We start from the raw sequence: 25827 nt of genomic DNA on the forward strand, positions 1-25827 counted from the left end.
ACTAATGTTTTAATATGAGTAATAATCAACAACAATTTAGATATTCAACAGGTGTTATAGCCTATCCTTTGTTTTTTGTACTATCGTTATGGATCGTGTTTTGGGCTCAAGTTCGGTTTTTTCCATCGATAAAACGATTAGGAGTTTACCCTCAAAAACTTGAAGGTTTATTGGGTATTGTTACGAGTCCGTTTATTCATTCAGATATAGAACATTTATATCATAACAGTATACCATTATTTATTTTATCGGTTGCTTTATTTTATTTCTATCGGAAAATTTCTTGGAAAGTAATTCTGTATGGTATTTTATTGTCAGGGTTATTTACTTGGGTAATTGGAAGACCCGCTAATCATATAGGAGCTAGTGGATTGGTGTATGTGCTTGTCAGTTTTATATTTTTTAAGGGTATTTTTGCAAAGCATTACAGACTTGTTGCCTTATCATTAATTATAGTATTTCTCTATGGGAGTATGATTTGGTATGCATTTCCAGTGAAAGATGGGATGTCTTGGGAAGGACATTTAGGTGGACTTATAACTGGGCTTCTTTTTGCTTTAATTTTCAGAAAAGCAATTGCTAAACCAGAACATTATGTATGGCAGCGACCCGATTACAATGAAGAAGATGACCCGTTTTTGAAGCATTTTGATGCCGATGGAAATTTTATTGAAACCTTAGAGGAAGAAGTCGAAGAGGAACCAATTTCCGAAGATAATATATCTAATATCTACTATACATTTAAAGAAAATAAAGATTAGCGACGCTGTCTTACAGCTTCGTATAAGAACGCTCCACAAGCTACAGAAACATTTAATGATTCTATTTCCCCAAGTAATGGAAGTTTGGCTTTGTCATCTGCAACTTTTAATACTGAAGGATTGATACCCTTTCCTTCAGACCCCATAATAATAGCGCAAGGTTCTTTAAATGATATATCGTAAATTGTATTGTCAGTTTTTTCGGTAGCCGCTATAACTTTAATGCCACTTGCTTGCATATAAAAAACAGCATCCTTAATATGATCAACTTTACAAATAGGCATTTTAAAAAGCGCACCAGCACTTGTCTTGATTGCATCTCCATTTACAGGAGCTCCACCTTTTTTTTGAATGATAATTCCTGAAACACCTGTACACTCTGCAGTACGAACGATTGCTCCGAAGTTTCTAACATCGCTTAGTTGATCTAATAAAAGAAATAAAGGTGTTTTTCCAGATTCTATGACATCCATGACTAAATCTTCAATATCATAAAATGTAATTGGTGCTATTTGAGCAACTGCACCTTGATGATTTTTTTTAGTAAGTCGATTTAGTTTTTCTATTGGAACATAAGAACTGTTTAAACGTTCTTTTTTTAGAAGTTGTTCTAACTCTGTAAATAACTCACCTTTTAATCCTTTTTGTAAAAATATCTTATCAATATTTTCACCAGATTTAATAGCTTCAATTACAGCACGAATACCAAAAATGGTGGTTTCTTTTTCCATGTGTCAAAGGTATAAAAAAACCATCCTATTTCTAGAATGGTTTTTATCTATTATACAATAGGATTATTGCTTAATTATTTTTTTGCTTATTTGCTGATTCCCAAATTGGATTTGAACAAAATAGAGTCCTGATTGCAATGCGGAAATATCTATAGAATTCAGATTTGTAGTTTCAAGTACTTGATGTCCTAACATAGAATACAGCACGACTTTGTCAATAGGCGTTGTTGTAGAGATGTTTATATAATTTGATGAAGGATTAGGAAATATATCAATATCAGAAACTAAATACTCGTCAATACTTAAATTTTGACATGCAGTGATATCTGGGTTGCCTTCTAACGGTAGTCCAGGTGTAAGGTCTCGACCAGTAAAAGCAGCATAGTCTTTAGGATATTTAATGGCTCTAAAAAGAATATTGTTATTTGGTAAATCACCACCTTGGTTACTCACTGCACCACTTAAATTATCAACTGGGTTAACGTATTCCCAAACTATATTTTCATTTGAATCTATTTCGAATACTTCGCCTTGATCACCGTCACAAATTAATGTGTTTCCATTTGGTAAACGTTGTGCACTACTTACTATGGCTGAATAAAAATCGGATGGATCTTCAGACTGGTCAGAATAAGAGTAATCAACTGATGTTGGCCCAAAGGCAGTATTGGATTCATAGGTATACACTCCAGGTGATGAAGTAGGAGGGTTAATAATCATAGCTTCAGAATATTGTGGTGTTCTTCCAATACCATTATTGAAAATCATAATTCTCCCAGCATCTATTAAACCATCTGCAATAAAGTGAGGATAATGTTGCCCGTACAATTTCCGATCAGATTCTGAACCATGCTTATAAGCTTGCGGATTTCCCCATCGATATAAAAAATCTCCACCTTTGCCATAAATCCCACCAGAATTGCCAGCGGCTTCTGCTGTAGTCGTAGAGTGGTCTATAATATATATTTCACTCAAATTTCTGCAGCTGATTACGATTTGATCTAAGGTGTTATCGTATTGAATAGAATTAAAATGTAGCCAGTTGGATCCACCATTACCACCATTTAGGAAATTAATGTCTAACTTTTGTGGTGATAAAGCCACAGAGCCAAAATTGTCCTTCATAACGTCAAAATCTTGCACAAGGTGATCTTTTACATTCCATTCCCAAACTATATTACCTTGATCTGTGCCAACTGGTTCTACCTCGATAATTTGTTCATTGTAAAGTCTTGTTTGACTTAAAAGAGTTGGATTTCTACCAGCTTGAACTGCCTCATCTTCAGTAAGAACTGTAGCTGCTAGAATGAGAACATTTCCATTTGGCATTGGAAATACATCATGATGTTGTCTAAATTCGTTTGAACTATAAGTATATGACCAGAGTAAATTTCCATCCCAATCAAAAAGTTCAACAATTCCTCCTCCGCCACCAAAAATAATGTTACTACTTCCATCTTCTAATCTACCAGCTCTAAGTAAATTTCCATTAGGTAAAAGATATACAGCATTGCCTGGAATATAAGCGCTATTCCATTCGTTGATAACTTCTCCACAATTACTTAAAAGATAGGCTTTGGTATGAATACTAATGAGCGTATAAGCATCAAACACATCATCAGTGATTGAAATTGTACCAACATTATTTTGGGCTCTAGAAAACCCAAATAAGGATACAATAATATAGAAGAGTAGTTGTCTTTTCATAGTCAAATTTTAATTGAAATATGTGTTATACAAATGTAAACTTTATTGGTTGAATTTTATATGTACAAGAAGAGTTTATCAGATGAGAATATTAGCATTATGCATAAAAAAAGCCTCTTAAAAAAAGAGGCTTTAATTTTATTGAGAATGAGTGATTACTCATTACATAAATTTAATGCAATTGGTCCAGCTGAAGCTCCAGCCACACCAGACGCAACAAGGTTTCCACTTGGCGCATAGATTTGGAAAGACATTTCTCCCCAGAAATCACCAGCAAAGAAGAAGTCAGCAGACTCTGTTCCTTCAGGAATTTCGAATGTGTCTGATCCACTACTTGATTCATCAACACAGTCATACCCTGGATCTTCATATGGTGTACAAAGACCTAGTTCGATAACTGCACCAGAATCTAAAGTAATAATAACACCAGCACCACCACCATCTCCAGTAAGCGGTTGCCACCCATCACCATAAGAATCGGCCATGTCAATGGTCCAAATCCCTGCAGGAGGAGGAGCAATACAAACGACAGATGATACAAAAGTATGGTCTGCAGATTGGTTGTCAAAATTAGCACTAACATCACTAAATGTACCGTCAGCATTTGTAAATGCTAACCTGTAATTAAAGGTGTCTCCACCTTCTAAAGCAGATTGAGGTAAACTTAAAGCTGCTAAAATATCGGCACCGTTGTAATTAACAGTAACTGTTGGATTTGTTCCACTATTATCAAAAGTTGATGGAGAAATCGTATATAAAAGTGCTTCGTCTGCTGTGGTTGTTAAACCATTGAAACTAACAAACACTTCCATGTTAGTAACGTCGGCACCATCATCTAAAGAAAAGAGTTGATAGGTTTTTGAGAAACTAGATGATGCAGGATCTAACTTGTTAATGTTTGTAGAACCTTCAGAACTAATTTCAGTTGCAAATGGTTGACCTGTTACATTAAGATCATCAAAATCAACAGGTAATTTATCATCGTCTGAACATCCAGTAAGACCTACTGAAATGATAACAGACATAAAAATTGTTTTTAATATTCTATTTTTCATAATTAAATTTTTTATTGAATGAATCCTGCAGCATTGTTATCCCAAAATACTTGAATACCTAAACCTGGTTTTTGATCTATATTTGGGTTTCTATCTACAGATACATTTGGATATAAAAATGATCTTGGGAACTCACCTGTTCCTAAATATGTTGGTTGTAAATTAATTGGAGTACCAGTTCTTCTATATAGATTGTATCCTTCTACACCGTTTCCATACATGGCTAACCAGTATTCTTTACCAATTACAGCCATTCTTTCGTCTGGACTTGTAGCCGCATCGTAAAGTGCTAATACTTCATCCACATAATCATTGACATCATCACTATCTGGAACATTGTCAAAAGCTTCAGGATTTGGTAATTTACTCATTACTGTTGCGATAGAACTTCTTACACCATCTTCTAACATTGCTCGAGCGTCATCAGAAGTACCTAGGTATATAGCAGCTTCAGCTCTCATGAAGCTTACAAATGAATTCATCATGATTGGCCAAATTCCAGCACCATTTAAACCGTCTCCAGCATCAATACCAGCTGCTTGATTATCATCAAAAATACCACCAGCTGGATACGTACCAAAAGTCATACGCTTATCATTATCTGGTGGAATACCATCATTTTCTGAGTGATCTCTACCCCAATAACCATCACCTCTATCAAATAGAGAACAAAAAGGTAAAGGTACCGCTGAAAGCGCATCAATAGCAGCATACGTATCAGGTCTTGGATCATTCCAACAATCGATCTCGTTATTTAAAACAGCAGGATCTGTTGGGAAAGAACTTACTTGTCTATAGATATAATATCTTAATCTTGGGTCATCCATTCCTTTTTCTTCTGTCATAGCCCAAGCTAAGTAATTAGGAATATATTCTCCTGTATTAGCAGCTTCATATTCCTCTACATAATATTGATGCTTACTTTGAGGGTTGTTTGATGTGCCAGCTTGCCAGAAGAAATCATCTGCACTGTCAGTTATGATATCATCATTCATCAGAATATCAGCAATGCCAGCTGCAGCCGTAGCCTCATCTGTTAAGCGTAAGTTTAAGTAATACTTTAATTTTAAACTATTTGCTAAACGCGTCCATTTTTCTATATCTCCACCATAAAATAAATCGGTAGCTTCTGGAGTCAAATCGTCGTCAATATTACTAAAATCTACTAAGGCATTATTTAAATCATTAAATGCTTGAGTATATACATCTGCACCTGAATCAACAGTAGGGAAGTTCTCACCTCCATTAAGCGCATCTGAGTAAGGAACATCTCCAAAATAATCAACAAGCGTCATTAAAGTATAAGCTCGCATGATTTTTAATATACCTAGATGCTCAACACGTCCAGTTTCAACAAGGGTAGGTTCAATTCTACTAATTTCATTTAGAATATCAGTGTACGCAATAGTCCACATTCCACTCAGGTTAACATTGGCATTATTGAAATTTACTTGATAAGTATCAAACATGTATTCTAATCGTACAGCTTCACCACCAGCTTCTGTGGCTTCTTCGAAAAATTCTGATAGGCTATATGCCACAAAATTTAAGTTTGTATCTGGGTCTAGGCTTTCAGAACCAGGTAAGTTAGGATCAACTAACAAATCTAATTCAGTAGTTTCACATGATATGAATAAAATCAGTGATAACGCCCAAAATATTTTAATATTTATTTTTTTCATTGTGTTCTTTTTTTTTAGAATGTTACTTTAACGCTCATACCATATCGTCTCGAATTCCAAGATGTTAGGTAGTCAAAACCTTGAGAGTTTCCTACACCTAAACTGTTAAGTTCAGGATCATAATTCGTTTCTTTTGGTACATTAAATGCTCTAACAAAAAGGTTTTGACCAGCTAGAGTAAGTGAAACGTTTCCGAAAGGTGTCTTGTCTAACCATTTTTTTGGTAAGTTATAACTTAAAGACGCTTCTCTTAATCTAATATGCGTTGCATCATAAATTAATAACTCATCTACACCAAAACCAATATTGTTGAAATAAGCTTCTGTTGCAGTTAATTGAATATCATTAGGTAATCCTGTACTTTGACGGATGCCTGGTAAGATCACACCTTGCGAACGATCAAAATCACCAACAACACCTCTACCTACTAAAGCACCAACTGTTGTTGCCATGATGTCACCACCACTTTGGTACTCCCATTGCATATTAAAGGTCCAGTTTTTATAGCTAAAACTATTGTTGATAGTTGAGAACCAATCTGGATTTGGATCACCAATAATACCATTACTTGGATCTTGAATCCAATATCCATTTTCATCAACCAATCTATTACCATTGTCGTCTCTAAGAACACGAGTTCCGAAAATAACACCTAATTGTTCTCCGTTAATTGCAGCATTGGCTGGTGTAGCGAAAATACCTCCGTAAAGGATTTGTTCACCATCATCTAAACCTTGAACCTCACTTTCATTCTTTGAGAAGCTACCAGAAATTTTCCAGTTAATATCATCAGTTCTAACAGGAGTGATATCTGCAGTAATTTCAAAACCTTTGTTAATAACATTACCAATATTTGTAAACTGGCTTGTATATCCAGTTTCTGGTGCTAAAGGTCTTAAGATAATTTGATCTTCAGTATCTCTGTTATAGTAAGTAAATTCAAATCCAACTCTATTGTCTAAGAATCTAGCATCAACCCCAAACTCAAATTCTTTTGATAATTCAGGTTTTAAGTCTGGATTAGGTAAAAAGTTTGGTACACTTGTAGTTGTTGTTCCATTACCCGCAGCATTTTGAAATACATTAGGTACTAAAGAAGTAACTCCTCTTGTATTATATGGTCCAGGAAACCCTGGAGATGTACCATAACCTGCTCTTAGTTTAAGATAGTTTAGACCACCAGTTGAACGTAATCCTTCAAATGCACTCGTTGGTATAAAAGATACACTAACTCCAGGAGAGAATTGTGATCTGTTATCAGTTTCCAAAGTTGATGTCCATTCATTTCTTAATGAAGCATTAAGATATAAGAAACTTTTGTATCCAACAGTTGCAGACCCATATAATGCTGCGTTGTTTTCTTCTGTAAATTGCTGATAAGCTGTGTTATTACTTGCAAATAACGTTCCTTCAATAATTGTACTTGAGTTAACAAAGTTAAGGTGATTTTGAAGACCAAATATAATTTGATCCCTACTTTCTGAACCATCTCTACTAAATTCTCTACGTTGTGTAGTGGCACCTAAAGTTGCCTGTAAATTGAAATCTTCAGATAATTGCGTATCTATATTAGCTAATAAGGAATGATCCCAAATTGTAAATCTTGATGATGTTGTTTGCAAGTATCCATTTGGATGAATCCCATCATTTGCTCCTTTATTAATGACTCTCATTGTTCTATCATTGGTGTTATCAATACCTAATCTGTAACTAAGTTTTAGCCAATCATTTACGTCATAAGCAGCAATAAAATTACCAAACACTCTATTGGTATTGTTTTCATCTTTAGTGTTGTCAACTACCCATAACGGATTCATACGATCATTTCCACCTCTGTACCATAAACTTTCACCTGTAATTGGGTGTTGGTAAGGCGTATCTAAAGTAACACTTCTTGGAGTATATAATACATTCCATACAGATGCAATACCACCAGTACCTGCAGTAGAGATAGAAACATCACTACCTGTAGAAGCATCGGTGAATGGAGATTGTAAATCTGTAACGGCAAAACTAAGTTTACCACTTACAGTAAATTTATTATCCATTTTATATGATCCACCAAGAGAGAAATTGTTTCTAGTCATGCTATTTCCAGGGATAAATGATTCGTCATCTACATGGCTATAAGCTAAACTAATAGATCCTTTGTCTCCTAATCCTCCAGCTACAGTAACCGAGGTGTTAGAAATTACACCAGTTCTAAAGAAATCTTCTTGACTATCAATTGCTCTATATGGAACAGTTGGAGAATCAAGGTCTGGTCTATTTGGAAACAACACAGAAGGTTCAACACCAAAGTTGTTTAGTAACATCGTTCTAAACGCATTATCAATAGTTTCTTGTCCGCTAAATGGAGCTCCCCAGTTACTGAAGAAAGGCCCATATACGTTTTGAAATCCACCACCATAAGTGTCTTGATAATCAGGTAAGTTTATTTTGTTAAAGAATACAGATTGATTAACTGTGATTTCAGTTTTCTTTGTTGCTTGAGTTCCAGATTTAGTTGTAATTAAGATTACACCATTTCTACCTTCACCACCATATAAAGCTGTAGCACTTAAACCTTTTAAGATGCTAACACTTTCAATATTGTTAGGATCTATATCTGCAAAACCACTACGAACATTACCAGATTGGAACGCCGATGAACTTGCTGATTGGTTAGCACCTCCAGTAGAACCATCAAATGGAACTCCATCAACAATAAATAATGGTTGGTTACCACCTGTAATAGATGAGAATCCTCTAATGATGATATTAGAACCACTACCAGAAACACCTCCTGTACCAGTAATTCTTACACCAGCTGCTTTACCACGAAGAATTTTACCAATGTCGGTATCTGCCTTTTGCTCAATATCTTCACTAGAAACAGTAGATACTGCATAACCTAAGGCTTTTTTCTCCTTTTTGATACCTTGTGCAGTTACAATAACTTCATCTAGTACTGCGGTATCTTCTTGCATTGTAACATTAATGGTGTTGTTAGCACCTACAGTTACAGATTGGTTTTTTAAACCAACATAGGAGAATACAAGAATGTCTCCCTCATTAGCATTGATGGAGTACTTTCCATCAAAATCAGATTGAGTACCATTTGTAGTTCCTTGAACTACAATGTTTACTCCAGGAAGAGGAAGTCCTGAAACATCAGATACAGTTCCTGAAATTGATTTTTCTTGTGCAAAACATAATTGCACGGCAAACACTAGGAATAGTGTCAAAATTCCATTAAACTTTGTTTTCATACTTTAATTAATTTGAATTAGTCTCAACCAAATATCTTAATTAAATGTTAACAAAACAATTATATGTCTTAAAATTTTGAGATAATTTTTTCGTTAATTGTTAAATATTTAAATGGTTTGTTGTAATCGCTTGATTTGCAGAAAAGAACAATATTGATTTTTGTTAGAACTTAGTTGTAAGACTTAAGTGGATTTTTGAATCTGATAGCCTGAATTTTTGATTTTCGGTTTTCCCACTAGTATAATTAAATCTAAATAATCCAGCTTTAGTTAATACCCCAAATCCAAACCCAAATCCGAAGAGTTTTCCTTTTTGATTTGCAATTTGATTTTCAAAATATGCAGCATCAATAACAGAGTGTATATATATAGTGTTGTTTAATTTGTATCTATATTCTGTATTGAGGATTCCGTATAGGTTTGCTAATAAACTATTTTCTTCAAAACCCCGAATAGAATTAATGCCACCAAAACGTGGCAATTCATTTTCTAAGTAGGTGTCAGATATTAAATAATTTGAACTAATTCTTCCATAAATACTATTTCTGTTATTTAAATTGAAAATTTTTAACAGGTTCAATCTAAAGTTTGATTGTTGTTCGTCTATATTTTGATAGGTTCTATTTCCAAATCCAGATGTGAAGTCCAATAAGAAATTTACAGGAAATAAGATATCGTAATTTTGCCGATTAGTAAAGGTGTAACTAATAAGATATTGATTAGATTTATAGTCGGTAATTGAAGTCGTAGGGACGTCAAGAAGATCTGTAGAATTTACTGTGCTTACACCAGCAGAAATCAAATGCTTGCTATTAATTTGGTAATTGATTTTAACTGCTTGGCTCACTGTAACAAAGGAAGAGTCTCTTTTGAAAATATTTAAATTTAAATCTATACCTACAGGGGAACTTAATATATATGGTGCATTAATTTTTAAATCAAAAGTTTGTTGGTCGTTTTCGTCACTTTTATAAAGCAATTTTAAGGATTCCCCATAATTGAGGTTGTTGGTAAGATTTAAATCTAAATACCCATCAAATTCAATCTTGTTTGTAGCTTCATTTGTGCCAAATCCAAGAAAGCCATCAAAAGTATTACTTCTAGTTTTATCTATATACATATATAATATGGTAGAATCTTGGGTAAAAAGAACTTCAGGATCTTTTATTTGGTTAGCGAAAACTAAATCGTTTAGTGCTGAAGTTTTTTGTTTGATTTGTTCTAAACTGAAAGCTTGTCCGGTCTTAATTTTTAGATAGCGTTTTACAAATGATTTCGGAAATTTTTCATATCCTTTTAAAATTAGTTTGTCTATAGTTCTAGACTTAGGTTCTGAAACGGATAAGAATCCTCGTAATGTTTTGTTATCTATCTTTTCTATTCTTTTCAGAATTAACGAACTAAATGGATTGCCGCGATTGGCAATTTCAGAATTTATAGATTCCAGAGTTGATTCAACAGCTTCAATTGGGACTACTAATTGATCTTTTTTATCTAAAAAGCCAGTCCATTTTAAAATGGAAATGTCAACAAGATTATTGTGTTCTATTAATATGGTGTTGTATTTGTTATTTAAACTAAATTTTGCTTGGTAAGAAGAATCGTTTAGTTTTTCAATATTTAGAAGTTTACTTTCAATGTATCCAAATCGTATTAAACGCTTTGATAGTATTTTGACTTCTGTATTAAGGGCTGTAAATTCTGTAAATGATGTTTTATAGCCTAAAGAATCGATCGTATTAGTTTCTTTTTCAGTAGAGCCAATAGATGTCAAATATAAATTTTGAGCAGACGTTTCCGATGACCATATAATAAATAGAAGTAGTAATAAGGGATTAATTTTTCTTAACATCAATCAAAATATTATTCAAATCTAACGGAAAATAATCAGTAAAAATATCTGGCTTTAAAAATAAATTCAGAAACTTTCTAAAATTAATCGTTATGGGTTTGAATAATTGATATTTATTTCTACCTTTGCAGCCCTCTAAGGAGAGGGTTTAATAAAAATTATATAGTAATATATGCCAACAATTTCACAATTAGTACGAAAAGGAAGAGCCAAAATAACTAAGAAGAGTAAATCGGCTGCTTTAGATTCGTGTCCACAAAGACGTGGTGTATGTACTCGTGTTTATACGACAACACCTAAGAAACCAAACTCAGCAATGCGTAAGGTAGCAAGGGTTCGTTTAACAAACGGAAACGAGGTTAATGCATACATCGGTGGAGAAGGACACAATTTACAAGAGCACTCGATAGTATTAGTTAGAGGTGGAAGGGTAAAAGATTTACCAGGAGTTAGATATCACATCGTTCGTGGTGCTTTGGACACAGCAGGTGTTGCAGGTAGAACACAACGTAGATCTAAGTATGGTGCAAAACGCCCTAAGAAGTAATTTAAAACTTTAAGAAGAAGACATGAGAAAAAGAGCAGCAAAAAAGAGACCGCTTTTACCAGATCCAAGATTTAACGACCAGCTAGTGACGCGTTTCGTTAATATGATGATGTGGGATGGAAAGAAGTCTATCGCTTTTAAAGTATTCTATGATGCAATTGATATTGTAGATTCAAAGAAAACTGACGACGAAAAAACAGCTTTAGAAATTTGGAAAGATGCTTTATCTAACGTTATGCCTCACGTAGAAGTGCGTAGCCGTAGAGTTGGTGGAGCAACATTTCAAATTCCAATGCAAATTCGTCCAGACCGTAAAGTTTCAACTGCAATGAAGTGGTTGATTGGATACGCAAGAAAAAGAAATGAAAAATCTATGCCTCAAAAATTAGCAGCTGAAATTTTAGCAGCAGCTAAAGAAGAAGGTGCAGCTGTTAAAAAGAGAGTTGATACTCACAAAATGGCAGAGGCAAACAAGGCATTCTCTCACTTTAGATTTTAATTAGCATGGCAAGAGATTTAAAATTCACAAGAAATATAGGTATTGCTGCTCATATTGATGCAGGAAAAACTACAACTACAGAACGTATTCTTTATTATACAGGTGTTTCTCACAAAATTGGTGAAGTACATGATGGTGCTGCAACAATGGACTGGATGGAGCAAGAGCAAGAAAGAGGTATTACAATTACTTCGGCTGCTACAACTTGTACTTGGAATTTCCCAATGGAGAATGGACAACCAACTCCAGATACAAAAGGATACCACTTCAATATTATTGATACTCCAGGTCACGTAGATTTTACGGTTGAGGTAAACCGTTCTTTACGTGTATTAGATGGTTTAGTGTTCTTATTTAGTGCAGTTGATGGTGTTGAACCACAATCTGAAACTAACTGGAGGTTAGCTGATAACTATAAAGTTCCTAGAATTGGATTCGTTAATAAGATGGATCGTCAAGGGTCAAACTTTATGGCAGTATGTCAGCAAGTTAAAGATATGTTGAAATCAAATGCAGTGCCAATCGTATTGAATATTGGTGATGAAGCTGATTTTAAAGGTATCGTAGATTTAGTAAAAAACAGAGCTATCGTATGGCATGATGAAACTCAAGGGGCGACTTTTGATGTTATCGAAATTCCAGATGAATTAAAAGAAGAAGCTCGTAAGTATCGTGCGCTTCTAATTGAAGAGGTTGCTACTTATGATGAGAACCTTTTAGAAAAATTCATGGAAGATGAAGATTCTATTACAGAAGAAGAAGTGCATGCTGCACTTAGAGCTGCTGTAATGGATATGGCAATTATTCCAATGATTTGTGGTTCTGCGTTTAAAAATAAAGGAGTACAGTTCTTATTAGATGCTGTATGTCGTTATTTGCCTTCACCAACAGATAAAGAAGGTATTACAGGAACTGATCCAAATACAGGAGAAGAAGTCATTCGTAAGCCAGATGTTAAGGAGCCATTTTCAGCTTTAGCATTTAAAATTGCTACAGATCCTTTTGTAGGGCGTTTAGCATTCTTTAGAGCATACTCTGGTCGTTTAGATGCAGGTTCTTATATCTTGAACAATCGTTCAGGTAAAAAAGAGCGTATCTCTCGTATCTATCAGATGCACTCTAACAAGCAAAATGCTATCGATTTTATCGAAGCAGGAGATATTGGAGCTGCAGTAGGGTTTAAAGATATCAAGACTGGTGATACTATGTCTGATGAAAAGAATCCTATCGTTTTAGAATCTATGGATTTCCCGGATCCAGTAATTGGAATCGCGGTAGAGCCTAAGACTAAAGCAGATGTTGATAAATTAGGTATGGCATTAGCTAAATTATCTGAAGAAGATCCAACATTTACAGCTAGAACAGATGAAGCTTCAGGACAGACTATTATTTCTGGAATGGGTGAACTTCACTTAGATATTATTGTTGATCGTTTGAAACGTGAGTTCAAGGTCGAAGTAAATCAAGGTCAGCCTCAGGTTGAGTATAAAGAAGCTATTACAATGCGTGCAGAGCACAGAGAAGTTTATAAGAAACAATCTGGTGGACGTGGTAAATTTGCTGATATCGTATTTACATTAGAGCCAGCTGAAGAAGGTAAAGTAGGATTAGAATTCGTTTCTGAAATTAAAGGTGGTAACGTTCCTAAAGAATTTGTTCCTTCAGTTGAAAAAGGATTCAAAATGGCGATGGTTAACGGTCCATTAGCAGGTTACGAAGTTGATGCAATGAAAGTGACATTAACAGATGGTTCTTACCATGATGTTGATTCTGATCAGTTATCATTCGAATTAGCGGCTAAGTTAGGATTCAAAAATGCAGCTAAAGCAGCAAAAGCTGTGATCATGGAGCCAATCATGAAGCTTGAAGTTATTACTCCAGAAGAAAACATGGGTGATATCGTAGGTGACTTAAACCGTCGTCGTGGTCAAGTAAGTGATATGGGAGATAGAGCTGGTGCAAAAACTGTAAAAGCTACTGTGCCATTATCTGAAATGTTTGGTTATGTAACAACATTAAGAACATTATCATCAGGTCGTGCAACATCAACAATGGAATTTTCGCATTATGCTGAAACTCCAAAGAATATTTCAGAAGAAGTAATTGCAGCAGCAAAAGGCGTAGAAGCTTAAAACTAAAAGAAAATGAGTCAGAAAATTAGAATAAAATTAAAGTCTTACGATCACAATTTAGTTGACAAGTCTGCTGATAAGATTGTAAAAACAGTAAAAAGTACAGGTGCTGTTGTAACTGGGCCAATTCCATTACCAACACACAAGAAGATTTTCACTGTGTTACGTTCACCACACGTAAACAAGAAGTCTAGAGAGCAATTTCAATTATCATCTTACAAGAGGTTATTGGATATCTACTCGTCGTCTTCTAAAACTATTGATGCCTTAATGAAACTTGAATTACCAAGTGGAGTTGAAGTAGAGATTAAAGTGTAATGAACTAGATGTTACCCTGAGCACAGTCGAAGGGTACCATCAATGAAATGTCCCACCGATGCGGTCGCGGGAAAAACGGTAAAAATACAATTCAAGGTCGAATGTATTTTCGGCCTTGAATTTTAATAAATAGTAATAATAAATAAATTAATAATTATGTCTGGGTTAATAGGAAAAAAAATCGGTATGACCAGCATTTTCGATGAGAACGGGAAGAATATTCCTTGTACTGTAATCGAAGCTGGACCATGTATCGTTACCCAAGTCAGAACCGAAGAGGTAGACGGGTACAATGCCCTTCAACTTGGTTTCGATGACAAGACAGAGAAAAGTGCTACAAAAGCTGAAATTGGTCATGCCAAGAAAGCTGGTACTTCTGTTAAAGCAAAAGTCGCGGAATTTCGAGGATTTGAAGGAGATTACAAATTAGGAGATGCAATAACAGTAGAGCACTTTATCGAAGGTGAGTATGTTGATATTGCTGGAACTTCAAAAGGTAAAGGATTCCAAGGTGTTGTAAAACGTCATGGATTTGGTGGAGTTGGTCAAGCTACGCATGGTCAACATAACCGTTTAAGAGCTCCAGGTTCTATTGGTGCAGCTTCATATCCTGCGAGAGTATTTAAAGGAATGAAAATGGCCGGAAGAATGGGTGGCGAAAGAGTGAATGTTGAAAATTTAAGAGTATACAAAGTAGTTCCAGAAAAGAACTTACTTGTAGTTAAAGGATGTGTTCCAGGACACAAGAACTCTTATGTAATTATTCAGAAGTAATGAAAGTAGCAGTTTTAGATATAAACGGAAAAGATACAGGTAGAAAGGTAGACCTTTCTAAAGATGTATTTGCTATTGAGCCTAATAATCATGCGGTATACTTAGATGTTAAGCAATATCTTGCTAACCAACGTCAAGGAACGCACAAGGCAAAAGAAAGAGCAGAAATTGCAGGAAGTACACGTAAGATTAAAAAACAAAAAGGAACTGGTACAGCTCGTGCAGGTTCTATCAAATCTGGTGTATTTAAAGGTGGTGGACGTATGTTCGGACCAAGACCAAGAAACTACAGCTTTAAATTGAATAAAAACCTGAAGCGTTTAGCACGTAAATCAGCGTTAACAATGAAAGCTAATGATAAAGATATCGTTGTATTGGAAGACTTCAATTTTGATGCTCCAAAGACGAAAAACTTTACAGCAGTACTGAAAGCACTTGATATTCAAGACAAAAAATCTTTGTTTGTGTTGGGTGCGTCAAATAATAATGTATATTTGTCATCACGAAATTTTAAAGACTCTGAAGTTGTAATTAACTCAGAATTAAGTACTTATAAGATTTTGAATGCAAATAAATTAGTTCTTTTAGAGAGTTCTCTAGAAGGAATTGAATCGAATTTAAGTAAATAAGAAGGCAATGAGTATCTTAATTAAACCTATTATCACTGAAAAAGCAACAACTAATAGTGAGTTGAATAACTGCTTTACATTTCAAGTGAACACTAAGGCGAACAAGGTAGAAATCAAAAAAGCGGTTGAAGCTGCTTATGGTGTCTCTGTTGAAAAAGTTCGTACTATAAATGTCCGTCCAGAACGTAATACTCGTTATACTAAAACTGGTATTCAACATGGTAAAACAAATGCTGTTAAAAAAGCAATTGTACAACTGGCGGAAGGTGAAGTAATTGATTTATACACTAACATGTAATTAGACAACAATGTCAGTAAGAAAATTAAAACCAATCACATCAGCTCAGCGATTTAGAGTAGTAAATGGATTCGATGCCATCACTACTGATAAGCCGGAAAAGAGTTTACTCGTTCCGAATAAAAGATCTGGTGGTAGAAACAATCGAGGAAAAATGACCATGCGCCAAATAGGTGGAGGTCATAAGAGAAAGTATCGTATTATCGATTTTAAACGTAACAAAACTGGAGTTCCTGGTGAAGTTAAATCTATTGAGTACGATCCAAACAGAACAGCGTTTATCGCATTATTGAATTATCAAGATGGAGAAAAGCGTTACATCATTGCTCAAAATGGATTACAAGTTGGGCAAAATGTAGTGTCTGGTAGAGGAGGAATAGCGCCAGAAATTGGAAATGCTATGCCTTTAAGCGAAATTCCATTAGGTACCATTATTTCTTGTATCGAATTGCGTCCAGGACAAGGAGCAGTAATGGCAAGAAGTGCTGGGGCTTTTGCTCAATTAATGGCAAGAGATGGTAAATTTGCTACGGTAAAATTACCTTCTGGTGAAACACGTATGATTCTTTCAGAATGTATGGCTACAATTGGAGTAATTTCTAATTCAGATCATCAATTAACAGTATCTGGTAAAGCAGGACGTTCTAGATGGTTAGGTAGAAGACCAAGAGTAAGACCAGTAGTAATGAATCCAGTTGATCACCCAATGGGAGGTGGTGAAGGTAAATCTGCCGGAGGACACCCAAGATCAAGAAATGGTATTCCAGCTAAAGGTTACAGAACACGTTCTAAGACTAAGGCGAGTAATAAATATATTGTAGAACGTAGAAAGAAATAATTGAGATAATATGGCACGTTCATTAAAAAAAGGACCTTACATCCACTATAAATTGGCTAAAAAAGTTGAAGCAAATGTAGCCGCTAACAAAAAGACAGTAATCAAAACGTGGTCTAGAGCCTCTATGATTTCTCCAGATTTTGTTGGACAAACAATTGCAGTTCATAATGGCCGTCAATTCGTACCAGTTTATGTAACTGAAAACATGGTAGGTCACAAATTAGGAGAATTTTCACCAACACGCTCGTTTAGAGGTCATGCAGGTGCAAAAAATAAAGGAAAAAAATAGTAAGCTATGGGAAGTCGTAAAAAACAAATGGCAGACGCTATTAAGGAAGACAGAAAAAAAGTTGCTTTTGCAAAATTGAATAACTGTCCAACCTCACCAAGAAAAATGCGTTTAGTTGCAGACTTGGTAAGAGGAAAAGAAGCTGAAAAAGCATTACAAATCTTAAGATTTAGCCAAAAGGAAGCATCTCGTAGATTAGAGAAGTTATTGCTATCTGCGATTGCTAACTGGCAAGCTAAAAATGAAGATGCTGATATTGAAGAAGCAGATTTATTTGTTCAAGAGATTAGAGTAGATGGAGGATCTATGTTAAAAAGATTACGTCCAGCTCCTCAAGGTCGTGCTCACAGAATTAGAAAAAGATCTAATCACGTAACCGTAGTGATTGGAGCTAAAAATAACACACAAGCTTAAATAGAGATATGGGACAAAAGACAAATCCAATCGGAAATCGTTTAGGAATTATCAGAGGATGGGAATCTAACTGGTATGGTGGAAATGATTATGGTGATAAACTTGCTGAAGATGATAAAATCAGAAAGTATATCCATGCTCGTTTATCAAAAGCTAGTGTATCTAGAGTTATTATTGAGCGTACGCTTAAACTTGTAACCGTTACTATCACTACTGCTAGACCTGGTATTATTATCGGTAAAGGTGGTCAAGAGGTAGACAAGTTAAAAGAAGAGCTTAAGAAAATTACTGGAAAAGAAGTTCAGTTAAACATCTTTGAAATTAAGAGACCTGAACTTGATGCACATTTAGTAGCGTCTAGTGTAGCTCGTCAAATTGAGAATCGTATCTCTTACAGACGTGCTATCAAAATGGCAATCGCTGCTGCTATGCGTATGAATGCAGAAGGAATAAAAATTCAAATTAGTGGTCGATTAAACGGAGCTGAAATGGCGCGTTCTGAGCATTATAAAGAAGGACGTATTCCTTTGTCTACTTTTAGAGCTGATATTGATTATGCTTTAGTTGAGGCACATACTACTTATGGTAGATTAGGTGTTAAAGTATGGATCATGAAAGGTGAAGTATACGGAAAAAGAGAACTTTCTCCATTAGTTGGCTTGTCTAAGAAGCAAGGTGGCAAGTCTGGAGGACGCGGTGGGAACAATAAATCTCGTCGTAGAAAGTAATTTTTAAAGAAAAGTAATAAAATGTTACAACCTAAAAGAACAAAATTTCGTAAAGTCCAAAAAGGGCGTATGAAAGGAAATACCGGAAGAGGTCATACACTTTCTAATGGTATGTTTGGAATAAAATCTTTAGATGCTAATTTCTTGACATCTCGTCAAATCGAAGCTGCACGTATCGCTGCAACTCGTTATATGAAAAGAGAAGGTCAATTATGGATTAAAGTATTTCCAGATAAACCAATTACTAAGAAACCATTAGAGGTACGTATGGGTAAAGGTAAAGGTGCTGTAGAATACTGGGTAGCTGTAGTAAAACCAGGAAGAATTATCTTCGAAGTTGGAGGAGTACCAATGGAAGTTGCTAAAGAAGCCTTACGTTTAGCTGCACAAAAACTACCAGTAAAAACTAAGTTTTTAATCGCTAGAGATTACGAAGCATAATTTATTTGATATTATGAAACAATCAGAAATTAAAGAATTATCAGTAGCTGAGTTACAAGAGAAACTTGGTGAAACTAAAAAGAGTTATGCAGACCTTAAAATGGCACATGCAATCTCTCCATTAGATAACCCAATTCAGTTACGTAACGTAAGACGTTCAGTAGCAAGAATTGCAACAGAATTAACTAAAAGAGAAATACAATAATTGTATTCTGGCTGAAAGATGGAAAAAAGACATTTAAGAAAAGAGCGTATAGGAGTTGTTACGAGTAACAAAATGCAGAAATCAATCGTGGTTGCTGAAGTTAAAAAAGTAAAACACCCTATGTACGGAAAGTTCGTTTTGAAAACAAAGAAATATGTTGCTCACGACGAAACAAACGACTGTAACATTGGAGATACAGTAAAGATCATGGAAACACGACCTTTAAGTAAATCTAAATGTTGGAGATTAGTAGAAATAATTGAAAGAGCGAAGTAATTATGGTACAACAAGAATCAAGATTAAAAGTAGCTGATAACACTGGAGCTAAGGAAGTATTAACTATCCGTGTTCTAGGTGGTACAAAAAGAAGATACGCGTCTATTGGAGATAAAATTGTTGTCTCAGTAAAAGATGCTACTCCTAATGGAAACATTAAAAAAGGAGCAGTGTCAACAGCAGTAGTTGTACGTACTAAAAAAGAAGTAAGACGTCCAGATGGATCTTATATTAGATTCGATGATAACGCTTGTGTCCTTTTAAATCCAACTGGAGAGATGAGAGGAACACGTGTTTTCGGACCAGTAGCAAGAGAACTTCGTGATAGACAATTCATGAAAATTGTTTCATTAGCACCAGAAGTGCTTTAATGACTAATAAAATGACAAAGTTTAAAATTAAATCAGGAGATACAGTAAGAGTCATCGCTGGAGACCATAAAGGTACCGAAGGTAATGTTCTTAAAGTATTAAAGGATAAAAACAAAGCCATCGTAGAAGGCGTGAACATGGTTAAGAAACATACGAAACCAAGTGCACAAAATCCTCAAGGTGGTATTGTAGAAAAAGAAGCACCAATCCATATGTCTAATTTATCATTGTTGACTTCAAAAGGAGAAACAACTAGAGTAGGTTACAAAATGGAAGGTGACAAGAAAGTAAGATTTTCAACAAAATCAAATGAAGTAATATAGTTATGGCTTATATTCCAAGATTAAAACAAGAGTACAAGGACAAGGTAGTTTCTGCTCTTACAGAAGAATTCGGATATAAAAACGTAATGCAAGTTCCTAAACTTAAAAAGATTGTTATATCTAAAGGTGTTGGAGCTGCTGTTGCCGATAAGAAATTAATTGATCATGCTATTGATGAGTTAACTATGATATCTGGTCAGAAGGCTGTTGCTACATTATCTAAAAAGGATGTTGCCTCTTTCAAATTACGTAAAGGTATGCCAATTGGTGCACGTGTAACGTTAAGAGGTGAGCAAATGTATGAGTTTTTAGATCGTCTAGTGACTTCAGCGTTACCACGAGTTAGAGATTTCAACGGGATCAAAGCTACTGGTTTTGATGGTAGAGGAAATTATAACTTAGGTGTTGTTGAACAAATTATCTTCCCAGAAATAAATATTGATAAAATCAATAAAATCTCTGGTATGGATATTACTTTCGTAACATCTGCTGAAACAGATAAAGAAGCAAAATCGTTATTAACTGAAATGGGATTACCTTTTCAAAAGAACTAAGATATGGCTAAAGAATCAATGAAAGCCCGTGAGGTGAAAAGAGCAAAAACAGTAGCTAAATATGCTGAAAAACGTAAAGCTTTAAAAGAAGCCGGAGATTACGAAGCATTACAAAAGTTACCAAAAAATGCTTCTCCTATTAGAATGCATAACAGATGTAAGCTAACAGGAAGACCTAAAGGGTATATGAGAACTTTTGGTATTTCACGTGTAACTTTCCGTGAAATGGCAAACCAAGGTTTGATTCCAGGTGTAAAAAAAGCATCTTGGTAGACCAAATCGTTTAATCGCGATTCTAAACAAGAATTATAAATTGGTTCCAGGTTCGAGAGCTTTCGAAAACCGTTACCGCAAATTAATATAAATGAATACAGATCCAATTGCTGATTACTTAACAAGAATCAGAAATGCAGTGAAAGCCAACCACAGAGTTGTTGAAATTCCTGCATCAAACTTAAAAAAAGAAATGACCAAAATATTATTCGATCAAGGATATATTTTAAGTTATAAATTCGACGATTCTACTGTACAAGGAACAATCAAGATTGCTTTGAAGTACAACAAAGACACTAAAGAATCGGTTATCAAGAAAATTCAACGAATCAGTACTCCAGGTTTACGTAAGTATGCTGGCGCTCAAGAAATGCCAAGAATCCTTAATGGTTTAGGTATTGCTATCGTTTCAACATCTAAAGGTGTTATTACAGGTAAGCAAGCGCAAAGAGAAAATGTAGGTGGTGAATTATTGTGTTACGTTTACTAATTTAAAGCAGAAAGAACATGTCAAGAATAGGAAATAATCCAGTAGCCATTGTAGATGGCGTTACAGTAGGCGTTAAAGATAACGTGATTACTGTGAAAGGTAAATTAGGAGAACTAACACAACCTTTTGATACTATTGATATCAAGGTTGAAGATGGTAATGTACTTGTTACTAGATCAGCAGACAATAAAGAACAAAAAGCAAAACACGGATTGTATAGAGCTTTGATTAGCAATATGATTGAAGGTGTTTCTAAAGGATGGACTAAAGAATTAGAACTTGTAGGTGTAGGTTACAGAGCAAATAACCAAGGGCAGAAATTAGATTTAGCTTTAGGTTTTTCTCACAACATTGTAATGGATATTGCACCAGAAGTGAAAATTGAGACCATTTCAGAAAAAGGAAAAAACCCAATAGTAAAATTAACATCTCACGATAAACAATTAGTTGGACAAGTTGCTGCGAAAATTCGCGGATTTAGAAAGCCAGAACCTTACAAAGGAAAAGGTATCAAGTTTGTTGGTGAAGAATTAAGAAGAAAAGCAGGTAAATCAGCTTAAAAAATTAGTTATGGCATTAACAAAGAACGAAAAAAGACTAAGAATAAAAAGCAGAATACGTAAGGTTGTTTCTGGTACAGAAGCAAGACCTCGTTTAGCTGTTTACAGAAGTAATAAAGAAATTTATGCTCAAGTTGTAGATGATGTTACAGGTAAAACTTTAGCAGCTGCATCTTCAAGAGATAAAGCAATCGCTTCTGAAAAAGGAACCAAAACAGAAATAGCTGCCTTAGTAGGTAAAGCTGTTGCTGAAAAAGCAATAAAAGCAGGTATCAATACTATTTCATTCGATAGAGGTGGATACCAATATCACGGAAGAGTAAAATCATTAGCTGAAGGCGCTAGAGAAGGCGGACTTAAATTCTAAGACACTATGTATCAAAAATATAAAAACGCAGAATTAGTAAAACCAAGTGGAATTGATCTTAAAGATCGTTTAGTTGGTGTACAAAGAGTTACTAAAGTAACAAAAGGTGGTAGAGCATTCGGTTTTTCAGCGATCGTAGTGGTTGGTGATGAAGCTGGTGTTGTTGGTCACGGTTTAGGAAAATCTAAAGATGTAGCTACGGCAATTGCTAAAGCAGTTGAAGACGCTAAGAAAAATTTAGTGAGAATTCCTATTATCAAAGGGACTTTGCCACACGAACAAAAAGGAAAATACGGTGGAGCAAGAGTAAATATTATTCCTGCTGCTCCTGGTACAGGTGTAATTGCTGGTGGAGCTGTAAGAACAGTTTTAGAAGCAGTTGGTGTACATGATGTATTATCAAAATCTCAAGGGTCTTCTAATCCGCATAATGTGGTTAAAGCAACTTTCGATGCTTTATTACAATTAAGAGATGCAAGAACAATTGCAAAGGATAGAGGTATTTCGCTTGAAAAAGTGTTTAACGGTTAATCAATAGGACGATGGCAAAGATTAAAGTAACAAAAGTAAAAAGCGCAATCAATCGTACTCAAAACCAAAAGAGAACTTTAGAAGCTCTAGGTTTAAACAAAATTGGTCAAACCAAAGTACACGAGGCGTCTCCAAGTATTCTTGGAATGGTAAACAAAGTTTCACATTTAGTTTCTGTTGAAGAAACGAAATAACAATATAAGATGAACTTAAGTAATTTAAAACCAGCAGAAGGTTCTGTAAAGAATCAAGGTAAAAGAGTAGGTCGTGGACAAGGTTCTGGAAAAGGTGGTACTGCTACACGTGGTCACAAAGGAGCAAAGTCTCGTTCTGGTTACTCTAAAAAATTAGGTTTCGAAGGTGGTCAAATGCCACTTCAAAGACGAGTTCCTAAATTTGGATTTAAAAATATTAACCGTGTAGAATATCAAGGTGTAAATTTAGATACTTTGCAAGAGTTAGTAGATAACAAGAAAATTAAGGATGCAGTTGATTTTCAAACTCTAGTTGATCTAGGTTTGGCGGGAAAGAATGAATTAGTAAAAATTCTTGGTCGTGGTGAATTAAAATCAAAATTAACAGTAACTGCTCATAAATTTACGGCGTCAGCAAAAGCTGCTATTGAAGCTGCAGGTGGAGAAGCTGTAACTTTATAAGAACACTTGAATATGAAAATTATAGAAACATTAAAAAATGTTTGGAAAATAACAGAGCTAAAAGATAGAATCATCTTAACGTTGGGACTACTTTTAGTATACCGTTTTGGTGCTCAGGTTGTTTTGCCAGGTATTGATACAGCTCAATTAGGAAGTTTATCTCAAGGTGCTAATGATGGTATATTAGGAATTCTTAATATGTTTACTGGTGGTGCTTTTGCAAATGCTTCTGTTTTTGCTTTAGGTATTATGCCTTACATTTCTGCTTCTATTGTTGTGCAATTAATGGGAATAGCTATCCCTTATTTACAGAAACTTCAGAAAGAAGGCGCAAGTGGTCAAAAGAAAATTACGCAAATTACACGTTGGTTAACCATCGTAATTTGTTTATTCCAAGCCCCAGGTTATGTTGCAAGTTTACCTACACTTTCTGGTGCAGGTTCTTTAAGCACTTTACTAGTGCCAGGTTTCTCGACAACAACATTCATGGTGTCTTCTGTAATTATATTAATTACAGGATGTATCTTTGCAATGTGGTTAGGTGAAAAGATAACAGATAAAGGAATTGGTAATGGTATATCATTATTAATTATGGTTGGTATTATTGCAACCTTGCCTTCATCATTTATCCTAAATGCAGGGTCTCGTTTAGATGGTGGTGGAAATGGTGGATTAATGATGATTTTAATCGAACTTGTTGTTTGGTTCCTAATTATCCTTGCTTCTGTAATGTTAGTTATGGCCGTTCGTAAAATTGCAGTTCAATATGCAAGACGAACAGCATCTGGAGGATATGAGAAAAATGCATTTGGATCGCGTCAGTTTTTACCATTAAAATTGAATGCATCTGGTGTAATGCCAATTATCTTTGCCCAAGCTATTATGTTTGTGCCAAGTTTAATCGGTAAATCTTTTGGATCGTCAAGTGAAATTGGACAATGGATGCAAGCTGAGTTTGGTAATCCTTTCGGATTATGGTATAACATTGTATTTGCATTATTAATCATTGTATTTACATATTTCTATACAGCGATTACAGTGCCAACAAATAAAATGGCAGATGATTTAAAACGTAGTGGAGGTTTTATTCCTGGCATTCGTCCTGGAACTGAAACGTCAGAGTATTTAGATAAGATAATGTCACAAATTACATTACCAGGATCTATCTTTTTAGCATTAATCGCTGTGTTCCCAGCTATTATTGTTCAATTGATGAATGTTCAAGGTGGATGGGCATTATTCTTTGGTGGTACTTCACTATTAATTATGGTTGGAGTTGCAATTGACACGATGCAGCAAATCAATTCATACTTGTTGAATAAACATTATGATGGTTTGATGAAGACTGGTAAAAACAGAAAAGCAGTAGCTTAAATGTAATAGGAATTTAGAGATTAGCCTTCGGAAAAAATTAGGCAAGGTATTTGCTAATCCAAGGTTGAACACTAAAATATATAATATGGCAAAACAAGCAGCAATAGAACAAGACGGATCGATCATCGAAGCATTATCAAATGCGATGTTCCGAGTTGAACTAGAAAACGGTCACATTGTGACAGCACACATTTCAGGTAAAATGCGTATGCATTACATTAAATTATTACCTGGAGATAAAGTAAAATTAGAAATGAGTCCTTACGATTTAACGAAGGCTCGAATAACTTATAGATACTAAAACCATGAAGGTAAGAGCATCCATTAAAAAAAGAAGTGCAGACTGTAAATTAGTCCGCAGAAAAGGTAGACTTTACGTCATTAACAAAAAGAATCCTAGATTCAAACAGAGACAAGGTTAAATAAGACACTAGTCATTAGTAATTAGTAGTTAGATGAATCTGTTCGAAATCGAAAGGTTTAGGATTCTAACAACTAAAAGCTAACAGCTAAAAACTAAAAAATATGGCAAGAATTGCAGGTGTAGACATACCAAAACAAAAAAGAGGAGTAATCTCTTTAACTTATATCTACGGAGTAGGTAGAAGTAGAGCACAAGAAATTTTAGCAACAGCTAAAGTAGACGAAAGCATCAAAGTACAAGATTGGACAGATGAGCAAATTGGAGCAATCCGTGACGCCGTTGGATCTTATACTATTGAAGGTGAATTACGTTCTGAAACACAATTAAACATTAAACGATTAATGGATATTGGATGTTACAGAGGTATTCGTCATAGAGCTGGACTTCCATTAAGAGGTCAGAGAACTAAAAACAACTCTAGAACTAGAAAAGGTAGAAGAAAAACTGTTGCTAATAAGAAAAAAGCAACTAAATAAT

At 34.9% G+C, this 25827-nt stretch carries 35 protein-coding genes; 29 read left to right on the forward strand and 6 right to left on the reverse strand.

The window, feature by feature from the left end:
* Positions 1 to 14 precede the first annotated feature (14 nt).
* Complete coding sequence (locus ACTU6T_RS10990) at positions 15 to 761, forward strand: rhomboid family intramembrane serine protease (RefSeq protein WP_460218258.1); 747 nt, start codon at positions 15 to 17, stop codon at positions 759 to 761.
* Here ACTU6T_RS10990 and rlmB read toward each other — a convergent pair.
* From rlmB to ACTU6T_RS11020, 6 genes are all read right to left on the reverse strand, one after another.
* The gene (gene rlmB / locus ACTU6T_RS10995; RefSeq protein WP_460218259.1) at positions 758 to 1492 is read right to left on the reverse strand and encodes a 23S rRNA (guanosine(2251)-2'-O)-methyltransferase RlmB; all 735 of its coding nucleotides are present in this window, start codon (positions 1490 to 1492) and stop codon (positions 758 to 760) included. The two genes, ACTU6T_RS10990 and rlmB, sit on opposite strands and share 4 nt — an antisense overlap.
* A 63-nt stretch (positions 1493 to 1555) precedes the next feature.
* Positions 1556 to 3199 (reverse strand): aryl-sulfate sulfotransferase, encoded by a 1644-nt coding sequence (locus tag ACTU6T_RS11000; protein WP_460218260.1) that lies wholly within the window; start codon positions 3197 to 3199, stop codon positions 1556 to 1558.
* A 155-nt stretch (positions 3200 to 3354) separates the two neighbouring features.
* Positions 3355 to 4254, reverse strand: coding sequence for a hypothetical protein (locus ACTU6T_RS11005; RefSeq protein ID WP_460218261.1), 900 nt, complete (start codon positions 4252 to 4254; stop codon positions 3355 to 3357).
* Positions 4255 to 4265: 11 nt separating this feature from the next.
* Positions 4266 to 5936, reverse strand: a complete 1671-nt coding sequence (locus ACTU6T_RS11010) for a SusD/RagB family nutrient-binding outer membrane lipoprotein (RefSeq protein ID WP_460218262.1) — start codon at positions 5934 to 5936, stop codon at positions 4266 to 4268.
* Between the two features lie 14 nt (positions 5937 to 5950).
* Entirely contained in the window at positions 5951 to 9187 is a 3237-nt protein-coding gene (locus ACTU6T_RS11015; protein ID WP_460218263.1) for a SusC/RagA family TonB-linked outer membrane protein, read from the reverse strand.
* 163 nt (positions 9188 to 9350) lie between these two features.
* Positions 9351 to 11039 carry a POTRA domain-containing protein gene (locus tag ACTU6T_RS11020; RefSeq protein ID WP_460218264.1) on the reverse strand — a complete coding sequence of 563 codons (1689 nt, stop codon included), beginning with the start codon at positions 11037 to 11039 and terminating at the stop codon, positions 9351 to 9353.
* Between the two features lie 172 nt (positions 11040 to 11211).
* Between ACTU6T_RS11020 and rpsL the strand changes: the two genes are divergently transcribed.
* The 28 genes from rpsL to rpsM all read left to right on the forward strand — a co-directional run bounded on the left by rpsL (position 11212) and on the right by rpsM (position 25826).
* Positions 11212 to 11586 carry a 30S ribosomal protein S12 gene (gene rpsL / locus ACTU6T_RS11025; protein ID WP_008269190.1) on the forward strand — a complete coding sequence of 125 codons (375 nt, stop codon included), beginning with the start codon at positions 11212 to 11214 and terminating at the stop codon, positions 11584 to 11586.
* A 22-nt stretch (positions 11587 to 11608) separates the two neighbouring features.
* The gene (rpsG, locus tag ACTU6T_RS11030; protein ID WP_299335983.1) at positions 11609 to 12085 is read left to right on the forward strand and encodes a 30S ribosomal protein S7; all 477 of its coding nucleotides are present in this window, start codon (positions 11609 to 11611) and stop codon (positions 12083 to 12085) included.
* Positions 12086 to 12090: 5 nt separating this feature from the next.
* Positions 12091 to 14217, forward strand: a complete 2127-nt coding sequence (gene fusA, locus ACTU6T_RS11035; RefSeq protein WP_460218265.1) for an elongation factor G — start codon at positions 12091 to 12093, stop codon at positions 14215 to 14217.
* Between the two features lie 12 nt (positions 14218 to 14229).
* Positions 14230 to 14535: a 30S ribosomal protein S10 gene (rpsJ, locus tag ACTU6T_RS11040; RefSeq protein ID WP_007650482.1), complete on the forward strand. Its 306-nt coding sequence runs from the start codon at positions 14230 to 14232 to the stop codon at positions 14533 to 14535.
* 156 nt (positions 14536 to 14691) lie between these two features.
* Positions 14692 to 15309: a 50S ribosomal protein L3 gene (gene rplC / locus ACTU6T_RS11045; RefSeq protein WP_460218266.1), complete on the forward strand. Its 618-nt coding sequence runs from the start codon at positions 14692 to 14694 to the stop codon at positions 15307 to 15309.
* Positions 15309 to 15938, forward strand: coding sequence for a 50S ribosomal protein L4 (gene rplD, locus ACTU6T_RS11050; protein ID WP_460218267.1), 630 nt, complete (start codon positions 15309 to 15311; stop codon positions 15936 to 15938). The genes rplC and rplD overlap by 1 nt, the downstream gene beginning before the upstream one ends.
* Before the next feature lie 7 nt (positions 15939 to 15945).
* The gene (gene rplW, locus ACTU6T_RS11055) at positions 15946 to 16236 is read left to right on the forward strand and encodes a 50S ribosomal protein L23 (RefSeq protein ID WP_460218268.1); all 291 of its coding nucleotides are present in this window, start codon (positions 15946 to 15948) and stop codon (positions 16234 to 16236) included.
* Positions 16237 to 16246: 10 nt separating this feature from the next.
* A complete protein-coding gene (gene rplB, locus ACTU6T_RS11060) occupies positions 16247 to 17074 on the forward strand; it encodes a 50S ribosomal protein L2 (protein ID WP_460218269.1) in 828 nt (275 codons plus the stop codon).
* Between the two features lie 10 nt (positions 17075 to 17084).
* Positions 17085 to 17363, forward strand: coding sequence for a 30S ribosomal protein S19 (gene rpsS / locus ACTU6T_RS11065; protein WP_298760247.1), 279 nt, complete (start codon positions 17085 to 17087; stop codon positions 17361 to 17363).
* A gap of 6 nt (positions 17364 to 17369) precedes the next feature.
* On the forward strand, positions 17370 to 17777 hold the full coding sequence (gene rplV / locus ACTU6T_RS11070; protein ID WP_260097706.1) for a 50S ribosomal protein L22: 408 nt from the start codon (positions 17370 to 17372) through the stop codon (positions 17775 to 17777).
* An 8-nt stretch (positions 17778 to 17785) separates the two neighbouring features.
* Positions 17786 to 18505: a 30S ribosomal protein S3 gene (gene rpsC / locus ACTU6T_RS11075; protein WP_460218270.1), complete on the forward strand. Its 720-nt coding sequence runs from the start codon at positions 17786 to 17788 to the stop codon at positions 18503 to 18505.
* Positions 18506 to 18526: 21 nt separating this feature from the next.
* On the forward strand, positions 18527 to 18946 hold the full coding sequence (gene rplP, locus ACTU6T_RS11080; RefSeq protein ID WP_298760244.1) for a 50S ribosomal protein L16: 420 nt from the start codon (positions 18527 to 18529) through the stop codon (positions 18944 to 18946).
* A 13-nt stretch (positions 18947 to 18959) separates the two neighbouring features.
* Positions 18960 to 19151, forward strand: a complete 192-nt coding sequence (gene rpmC, locus ACTU6T_RS11085; protein ID WP_040278737.1) for a 50S ribosomal protein L29 — start codon at positions 18960 to 18962, stop codon at positions 19149 to 19151.
* Between the two features lie 18 nt (positions 19152 to 19169).
* Positions 19170 to 19427, forward strand: a complete 258-nt coding sequence (gene rpsQ, locus ACTU6T_RS11090) for a 30S ribosomal protein S17 (protein ID WP_028871111.1) — start codon at positions 19170 to 19172, stop codon at positions 19425 to 19427.
* 2 nt (positions 19428 to 19429) lie between these two features.
* The gene (gene rplN / locus ACTU6T_RS11095) at positions 19430 to 19798 is read left to right on the forward strand and encodes a 50S ribosomal protein L14 (RefSeq protein ID WP_028871112.1); all 369 of its coding nucleotides are present in this window, start codon (positions 19430 to 19432) and stop codon (positions 19796 to 19798) included.
* An 11-nt stretch (positions 19799 to 19809) separates the two neighbouring features.
* A complete protein-coding gene (gene rplX, locus ACTU6T_RS11100) occupies positions 19810 to 20121 on the forward strand; it encodes a 50S ribosomal protein L24 (protein ID WP_447113018.1) in 312 nt (103 codons plus the stop codon).
* Positions 20122 to 20123: 2 nt separating this feature from the next.
* A complete protein-coding gene (rplE, locus tag ACTU6T_RS11105; RefSeq protein WP_460218271.1) occupies positions 20124 to 20675 on the forward strand; it encodes a 50S ribosomal protein L5 in 552 nt (183 codons plus the stop codon).
* Between the two features lie 3 nt (positions 20676 to 20678).
* The gene (gene rpsN / locus ACTU6T_RS11110) at positions 20679 to 20948 is read left to right on the forward strand and encodes a 30S ribosomal protein S14 (protein ID WP_099563531.1); all 270 of its coding nucleotides are present in this window, start codon (positions 20679 to 20681) and stop codon (positions 20946 to 20948) included.
* 91 nt (positions 20949 to 21039) lie between these two features.
* On the forward strand, positions 21040 to 21438 hold the full coding sequence (gene rpsH / locus ACTU6T_RS11115; protein WP_460218272.1) for a 30S ribosomal protein S8: 399 nt from the start codon (positions 21040 to 21042) through the stop codon (positions 21436 to 21438).
* Between the two features lie 17 nt (positions 21439 to 21455).
* Positions 21456 to 21998: a 50S ribosomal protein L6 gene (rplF, locus tag ACTU6T_RS11120; protein ID WP_460218273.1), complete on the forward strand. Its 543-nt coding sequence runs from the start codon at positions 21456 to 21458 to the stop codon at positions 21996 to 21998.
* 10 nt (positions 21999 to 22008) lie between these two features.
* A complete protein-coding gene (rplR, locus tag ACTU6T_RS11125) occupies positions 22009 to 22365 on the forward strand; it encodes a 50S ribosomal protein L18 (protein ID WP_460218274.1) in 357 nt (118 codons plus the stop codon).
* A gap of 6 nt (positions 22366 to 22371) precedes the next feature.
* Entirely contained in the window at positions 22372 to 22896 is a 525-nt protein-coding gene (gene rpsE / locus ACTU6T_RS11130) for a 30S ribosomal protein S5 (protein WP_299335971.1), read from the forward strand.
* A gap of 11 nt (positions 22897 to 22907) precedes the next feature.
* Positions 22908 to 23090 (forward strand): 50S ribosomal protein L30, encoded by a 183-nt coding sequence (gene rpmD, locus ACTU6T_RS11135; RefSeq protein WP_460218275.1) that lies wholly within the window; start codon positions 22908 to 22910, stop codon positions 23088 to 23090.
* A 9-nt stretch (positions 23091 to 23099) separates the two neighbouring features.
* Positions 23100 to 23552: a 50S ribosomal protein L15 gene (rplO, locus tag ACTU6T_RS11140; protein ID WP_299335969.1), complete on the forward strand. Its 453-nt coding sequence runs from the start codon at positions 23100 to 23102 to the stop codon at positions 23550 to 23552.
* A 12-nt stretch (positions 23553 to 23564) separates the two neighbouring features.
* Positions 23565 to 24926 (forward strand): preprotein translocase subunit SecY, encoded by a 1362-nt coding sequence (gene secY / locus ACTU6T_RS11145; protein WP_460218276.1) that lies wholly within the window; start codon positions 23565 to 23567, stop codon positions 24924 to 24926.
* A gap of 85 nt (positions 24927 to 25011) precedes the next feature.
* A complete protein-coding gene (gene infA / locus ACTU6T_RS11150; RefSeq protein WP_026753784.1) occupies positions 25012 to 25227 on the forward strand; it encodes a translation initiation factor IF-1 in 216 nt (71 codons plus the stop codon).
* Positions 25228 to 25231: 4 nt separating this feature from the next.
* On the forward strand, positions 25232 to 25348 hold the full coding sequence (gene ykgO / locus ACTU6T_RS11155) for a type B 50S ribosomal protein L36 (protein ID WP_081990159.1): 117 nt from the start codon (positions 25232 to 25234) through the stop codon (positions 25346 to 25348).
* 103 nt (positions 25349 to 25451) lie between these two features.
* Positions 25452 to 25826, forward strand: a complete 375-nt coding sequence (rpsM, locus tag ACTU6T_RS11160) for a 30S ribosomal protein S13 (RefSeq protein WP_230936862.1) — start codon at positions 25452 to 25454, stop codon at positions 25824 to 25826.
* Position 25827: the final 1 nt, after the last annotated feature.

The sequence above is a fragment of the Psychroserpens citreus genome (genome assembly GCF_055686305.1).

Bases quoted from the DNA above. Each gene is read 5' to 3' on its own strand.
- ACTU6T_RS10990 (WP_460218258.1), top strand. From the start codon at position 15: ATGAGTAATAATCAACAACAATTTAGATATTCAACAGGTGTTATAGCC.
- rlmB (WP_460218259.1), bottom strand. From the start codon at position 1,492: ATGGAAAAAGAAACCACCATTTTTGGTATTCGTGCTGTAATTGAAGCT.
- ACTU6T_RS11000 (WP_460218260.1), bottom strand. From the start codon at position 3,199: ATGAAAAGACAACTACTCTTCTATATTATTGTATCCTTATTTGGGTTT.
- ACTU6T_RS11005 (WP_460218261.1), bottom strand. From the start codon at position 4,254: ATGAAAAATAGAATATTAAAAACAATTTTTATGTCTGTTATCATTTCA.
- ACTU6T_RS11010 (WP_460218262.1), bottom strand. From the start codon at position 5,936: ATGAAAAAAATAAATATTAAAATATTTTGGGCGTTATCACTGATTTTA.
- ACTU6T_RS11015 (WP_460218263.1), bottom strand. From the start codon at position 9,187: ATGAAAACAAAGTTTAATGGAATTTTGACACTATTCCTAGTGTTTGCC.
- ACTU6T_RS11020 (WP_460218264.1), bottom strand. From the start codon at position 11,039: ATGTTAAGAAAAATTAATCCCTTATTACTACTTCTATTTATTATATGG.
- rpsL (WP_008269190.1), top strand. From the start codon at position 11,212: ATGCCAACAATTTCACAATTAGTACGAAAAGGAAGAGCCAAAATAACT.
- rpsG (WP_299335983.1), top strand. From the start codon at position 11,609: ATGAGAAAAAGAGCAGCAAAAAAGAGACCGCTTTTACCAGATCCAAGA.
- fusA (WP_460218265.1), top strand. From the start codon at position 12,091: ATGGCAAGAGATTTAAAATTCACAAGAAATATAGGTATTGCTGCTCAT.
- rpsJ (WP_007650482.1), top strand. From the start codon at position 14,230: ATGAGTCAGAAAATTAGAATAAAATTAAAGTCTTACGATCACAATTTA.
- rplC (WP_460218266.1), top strand. From the start codon at position 14,692: ATGTCTGGGTTAATAGGAAAAAAAATCGGTATGACCAGCATTTTCGAT.
- rplD (WP_460218267.1), top strand. From the start codon at position 15,309: ATGAAAGTAGCAGTTTTAGATATAAACGGAAAAGATACAGGTAGAAAG.
- rplW (WP_460218268.1), top strand. From the start codon at position 15,946: ATGAGTATCTTAATTAAACCTATTATCACTGAAAAAGCAACAACTAAT.
- rplB (WP_460218269.1), top strand. From the start codon at position 16,247: ATGTCAGTAAGAAAATTAAAACCAATCACATCAGCTCAGCGATTTAGA.
- rpsS (WP_298760247.1), top strand. From the start codon at position 17,085: ATGGCACGTTCATTAAAAAAAGGACCTTACATCCACTATAAATTGGCT.
- rplV (WP_260097706.1), top strand. From the start codon at position 17,370: ATGGGAAGTCGTAAAAAACAAATGGCAGACGCTATTAAGGAAGACAGA.
- rpsC (WP_460218270.1), top strand. From the start codon at position 17,786: ATGGGACAAAAGACAAATCCAATCGGAAATCGTTTAGGAATTATCAGA.
- rplP (WP_298760244.1), top strand. From the start codon at position 18,527: ATGTTACAACCTAAAAGAACAAAATTTCGTAAAGTCCAAAAAGGGCGT.
- rpmC (WP_040278737.1), top strand. From the start codon at position 18,960: ATGAAACAATCAGAAATTAAAGAATTATCAGTAGCTGAGTTACAAGAG.
- rpsQ (WP_028871111.1), top strand. From the start codon at position 19,170: ATGGAAAAAAGACATTTAAGAAAAGAGCGTATAGGAGTTGTTACGAGT.
- rplN (WP_028871112.1), top strand. From the start codon at position 19,430: ATGGTACAACAAGAATCAAGATTAAAAGTAGCTGATAACACTGGAGCT.
- rplX (WP_447113018.1), top strand. From the start codon at position 19,810: ATGACAAAGTTTAAAATTAAATCAGGAGATACAGTAAGAGTCATCGCT.
- rplE (WP_460218271.1), top strand. From the start codon at position 20,124: ATGGCTTATATTCCAAGATTAAAACAAGAGTACAAGGACAAGGTAGTT.
- rpsN (WP_099563531.1), top strand. From the start codon at position 20,679: ATGGCTAAAGAATCAATGAAAGCCCGTGAGGTGAAAAGAGCAAAAACA.
- rpsH (WP_460218272.1), top strand. From the start codon at position 21,040: ATGAATACAGATCCAATTGCTGATTACTTAACAAGAATCAGAAATGCA.
- rplF (WP_460218273.1), top strand. From the start codon at position 21,456: ATGTCAAGAATAGGAAATAATCCAGTAGCCATTGTAGATGGCGTTACA.
- rplR (WP_460218274.1), top strand. From the start codon at position 22,009: ATGGCATTAACAAAGAACGAAAAAAGACTAAGAATAAAAAGCAGAATA.
- rpsE (WP_299335971.1), top strand. From the start codon at position 22,372: ATGTATCAAAAATATAAAAACGCAGAATTAGTAAAACCAAGTGGAATT.
- rpmD (WP_460218275.1), top strand. From the start codon at position 22,908: ATGGCAAAGATTAAAGTAACAAAAGTAAAAAGCGCAATCAATCGTACT.
- rplO (WP_299335969.1), top strand. From the start codon at position 23,100: ATGAACTTAAGTAATTTAAAACCAGCAGAAGGTTCTGTAAAGAATCAA.
- secY (WP_460218276.1), top strand. From the start codon at position 23,565: ATGAAAATTATAGAAACATTAAAAAATGTTTGGAAAATAACAGAGCTA.
- infA (WP_026753784.1), top strand. From the start codon at position 25,012: ATGGCAAAACAAGCAGCAATAGAACAAGACGGATCGATCATCGAAGCA.
- ykgO (WP_081990159.1), top strand. From the start codon at position 25,232: ATGAAGGTAAGAGCATCCATTAAAAAAAGAAGTGCAGACTGTAAATTA.
- rpsM (WP_230936862.1), top strand. From the start codon at position 25,452: ATGGCAAGAATTGCAGGTGTAGACATACCAAAACAAAAAAGAGGAGTA.